General features: G+C 72.2%; 5 protein-coding genes. 3 read left to right on the plus strand and 2 right to left on the minus strand.

The window, feature by feature from the left end:
• Window positions 1-578: LuxR C-terminal-related transcriptional regulator (locus CCN39_RS03205; protein WP_086838311.1), on the plus strand; the 578-nt coding region annotated here is incomplete at its 5' end.
• 3 nt (window positions 579-581) lie between these two features.
• Here CCN39_RS03205 and CCN39_RS03210 read toward each other — a convergent pair.
• Entirely contained in the window at window positions 582-1,544 is a 963-nt protein-coding gene (locus CCN39_RS03210; protein ID WP_244210594.1) for a hypothetical protein, read from the minus strand.
• Between the two features lie 19 nt (window positions 1,545-1,563).
• Between CCN39_RS03210 and CCN39_RS52535 the strand changes: the two genes are divergently transcribed.
• The gene (locus CCN39_RS52535) at window positions 1,564-1,686 is read left to right on the plus strand and encodes a hypothetical protein (RefSeq protein ID WP_279629555.1); all 123 of its coding nucleotides are present in this window, start codon (window positions 1,564-1,566) and stop codon (window positions 1,684-1,686) included.
• A 23-nt stretch (window positions 1,687-1,709) separates the two neighbouring features.
• Complete coding sequence (locus CCN39_RS03215) at window positions 1,710-2,372, plus strand: DUF1707 SHOCT-like domain-containing protein (protein ID WP_167454965.1); 663 nt, start codon at window positions 1,710-1,712, stop codon at window positions 2,370-2,372.
• An 80-nt stretch (window positions 2,373-2,452) separates the two neighbouring features.
• On the opposite strand, the gene CCN39_RS03220 is transcribed toward CCN39_RS03215, so the two are convergent.
• Window positions 2,453-3,922 (minus strand): MFS transporter, encoded by a 1,470-nt coding sequence (locus CCN39_RS03220; protein ID WP_086838312.1) that lies wholly within the window; start codon window positions 3,920-3,922, stop codon window positions 2,453-2,455.
• Between the last annotated feature and the right edge of the window lie 292 nt (window positions 3,923-4,214).

Genomic DNA, 4,214 nt, shown 5'->3' on the forward strand with positions numbered 1-4,214 from the left:
AACACGGCTTCGACGTCCGGGCGACCGCGCCGGACGCCGACGCGGCGGTGCGGATCGCGCGCACCGTGCAGCCGGACGTCGTCCTGATGGACTTGAACCTGGGCAGCACGTCGGGGGTGGACGCGACCCGCGAGATCACCGCGGCGCTCCCGTCGACGAAGGTGCTGGTGCTCTCGGCGAGCGGTGAGCACAAGGATGTCCTGGAGGCGGTGAAGGCGGGCGCGTCCGGCTACCTGGTGAAGTCGGCGTCCGCGGTGGAGCTGGTCGACGCCGTCCACCGGACCGCGGCCGGTGACCCGGTGTTCACCGCGGGCCTGGCCGGGCTGGTGCTCGGCGAGTATCGGCGGATGGCGGACGCACCGGCGGAGGGCGCCGAGCCACCTCGGCTGACCGAGCGCGAAACCGACGTCCTGCGCCTGGTCGCGAAGGGACTGACCGCCCGGCAGATCGCCGAGCGGCTCGTGCTTTCCCACCGCACGGTGGAGAACCACGTGCAGTCGACGCTGCGGAAGCTGCAGCTGCACAACCGCGTCGAGCTGGCCCGGTACGCGATCGAGCACGGCCTCGACGAGGAGTGACCCTCAGGGCAGGACCGCCAGGCCCGACCAGTTGCCGGCCGGCAGGGCGGCCTGGCCCAGGCGCCACCGCGGTTCGCCGGGGTGCCACGCGGCGAGGACGCCGTCGGCGAGCACGAGGTCACCGGCGTCCGACCAGTCGATGCCGCCCCCGCGCTTGAGGTGCTCGGTGGTGAACGGCATGCCGGGGACGTGTTCCCAGGTCGGGCCGTCCGGGCGGAGCAGCCAGAGGTCGCGGACCTGCGTGCTGGTGTTCCGGTAGGCGGGGTCGGCGAAGTCGGCGGCCCACACGGCGCCTTCGCGTGAGGGCACCACGGTGGGTGTCCGGCCGATCGTGGGCCTGCTCAGCTGCTTGCTGCGGTTGGCGCGCAGGTCGACGAGCGTCAGGTCGACCAGGCCGTCGAGCAGCATCCAGTCGCCGGCGACGCCGAGGATGCGCGGAGCCTGCCGGACCGTGCGGCCGGTCGCCGGGTCGATCAGCGCGTCGGTCGATTCGGCGGCACCGGCGTTGATGGTGATCAGCAGGCCGTGCGCGGTCTCGGTCCGCACCTGGGTCCGGCAGCTGGCGGACTGGCCGCGGCCGAGCTCGCCCGCGGCGAACGTGACGTGCTGGAGGCGGCAGTCGTCCGGCCCGTCCTCGCGGATCAGCCACACGCCTTCGCGGCCGACGTCCGGAGCCACCGACCAGGCGCGGCCTAGGGACCGCGGCGGGCTCGACGGCCCGGTGTACTCGAGGACTTCGAAGGGATCGGGGTTCTGGGTGTAGGGCGGGTAGACCGTGAGGACGACGTGCTTCCCGACCCGGACGACGTTCAGCCCGACGTCGGCGCCGGCGGGGTAGCCGGGCGGGGTGGCGGCGGCCCCGCGGTCGGCGTCGAAGAGGGTGGGGCCGACGGTCGGGAGCAGCGCGGTGACGCCGATGCCCCCGGTCGCCCGGACGCCGGTGAGCCCCTCCGGTGGCGCCGGCACGGTGGCGGGTGGTGGGGTCGTGGTGCTCGTCGTGCTCGGCGGCGGCGCGGGCGTTTCGCTGGTGCACGCGGACAGCAAGATCGCGGCGGCGACGACGGCGACTACGGGTCCGTTCAGGGTTTTCCCCCGATCTCCCTGGTGAAATCCGGTTCTACCATCGTGGGCATGGGCGAGGAAGAGACCGCGGCGGCGGAACCGGTGACCGAAACCAAGCCGTTGAGCGAGCGCGATCTCCGGGTGTCGGACGACGAGCGCGAGCACGTCGTCGGCGTGCTGCAGAAGGCGATCGGCCGCGGGATGATCGACCTCGACGAGTTCACCGAGCGCACCGACCGCGCCCTGGCGTCGCGGACGCGCGGCGAGCTGAACGCGGTGCTGGCCGACCTCGCCGGCCTCTACCACCCGGCCGCGGCCCTCGCCGCAGCTCCGGCGTACGCGGCTCCGGCCGGCTACGGCGGCTTCCCGACCGGGCAGCGCGTCGAGCTGAACGCGAAGTACTCATCGCTGCACCGCGGCGGGCCGTGGGTGGTGCCGTCCCAGCTGGTGGTGCGCAACAAGTACGGCTCGACGAAGCTGGACTTCACCGAGGCCCAGGTCCAGTCGCCGGTGGTGCACATCGAACTGGACGCCAAGTGGGGCTCGGTCGAGATCATCATCCCGGAGCACGCGGCGGTGGACCTCAACGCGATCGGCGACGTCAAGTTCGGCTCGATGGAGGACAAGACGCGCAGCAACGGGCGGATGGGCAACCCCCGGTACGTGCTGAGCGGCCGCGTCCACGGCGGTTCACTGGTCGTCCGCCACCCGCGGCGCGGCATCTTCGGCTAGCCGGGGCCCCTCTGCCCCCGGCGTCAAGAAGGCCTCCCCACCCAGGCATCGGGTGGGGAGGCCTTCGTTTTTGTCGCTGGTCAGGCGGCCCGCAGGTTCCGCGCCACGAACCAGACGAGGGCGGCAAAGGCGACGGCGGCGAGACCGGCGACGACGTGCAGCCCGGCGGCGAAGCCGTGCGCGCGGACGACGGCGTTGCCCAGCGTCCCGACGGTCGCGATGCCGATGGCGTAGCCGAACTCGTTGACGGTCTGCGCCAGCGACGCGGCGGCCCCCGCCTTGCGTTCCGGAACCGAGCCGACGACGAGATCGGTGCCGAGCGCAACCATCGGCCCGACGCCCAGCGACGTCACGGCGAACCCGAGCGCGGGCCACCCCGGCCCGGCCGAGGGGTCGGCGAGCGCGAGGATCGCCATCCCGGCCGCGGCGAGGGCAACCCCACCGGCGATGAGGACGTTCGTCTTGATCCGCCGCGCGAGGTGCGGCGCGGCGAGGAAGCTGACGGTGGAGGCGGCCATCCCGGGCAGCAGCCCGAGCGCGGCCCCGACCGGCGAGAGGTGCTGCGCGACCTGCAGGAACTGCGCGGTGAAGAGCATGGTGGTGCCGCCGAGCATGCTGAACAGCAGCATCCCGCCGAGCGTGGTGCGGAAGGCCTTCGCGGCGAAGAGGCTGAAGTCGACGAGCGGGTCTTTCAGGGCGCGTTGCCGCTGGTAGAAGACGTACCCGACGACCAAGCCGGTGAGGAGGGAGGCGGCCGGAACCGGGTGGAAGCCATCGCGGGCGAGTTCCTTGACGCCGTAGACGGCGGGCAGGATCGCGGCGAGCGAAAGGAAGACGCTGGGGAGGTCGAGCCGGCCGGCCTGCTCGTCGCGGTACTCGGGCAGCAGCTTCGGGCCGATGACGAGGAGCAGGACCATGGCGGGGGCGCCGAGCAGGAAGACCGAGCCCCACCAGAAGTGTTCGAGCAGCAGCCCGCCGACCATCGGGCCGATGATGGCGCCGACGGTGAAGCAGCCGGCCCAGATCCCGATGGCCTGCGCCCGCTGCTGCGGGTTCTTGAAGAGGGTCCCGATCAGGGAGAGGGTGGACGGAGCGAGCGTGGCGCCCGAGATCCCGAGCACGGCCCGCGCGGCGATGAGCATCCCGGCGGTGGTGGCAAAGGCGGCACCAACGGAGGCGAGCCCGAAGGCGGCGGCCCCGATGAGCAGCAGCTTCCGCCGCCCGATCCGGTCGCCGAGGGTCCCCATGGTGACCATGAACCCGGCAACCATGAAGCCGTAGGTGTCCATGATCCAGAGCTGCTGCGTCCCATCGGCGTGCAGTCCGGCGGCGATCTTCGGAAGGGCGAGGACGAGGACGAAGACATCGAGCGAGACGAGCAGGGTCGGCAGAGCCAGCACGGCCAGCCCGACCCATTCCCGACGCCCAGCCCTGACGGCTCCGGCGCCGCCGGTTTCGGCCGCTCGGGTTTCGGCCTTGCCGGCTGCGATCTCGCCGGCGGCGGCCTCGCTCTCGCCGGCTCCACCCGGGGCGGCGATGGTGGCGGTCATGGTGAGGTCCTCTCGACTCGGGTGCTTCCCTTCTCACCTCTTCGTCGAGCGGCCACGGGCGGGATCGACACCGGCCCGGATCTTTTTTTCCGCCCCGGCGAGTTCGGGACGGCCTTCGCAAGTTTGAGGCGGGTTGCCCACACCCCTCGATCAATGTGGACAACCACGCTGATCCAGGTTCGCACAAGTCAGCACTGTCGGTGATGACCGATAGACTGAAAGTGGGGGGGGCGCCCCTGCGGGCGGGGGATGTTTCGCGCTGGGCCGAAACGAGCGAGCCGGCGCGGGTGGC

The sequence above is a fragment of the Amycolatopsis kentuckyensis genome (assembly GCF_002155975.1).
Taxonomy (GTDB): Bacteria; Actinomycetota; Actinomycetes; order Mycobacteriales; family Pseudonocardiaceae; genus Amycolatopsis; species Amycolatopsis kentuckyensis.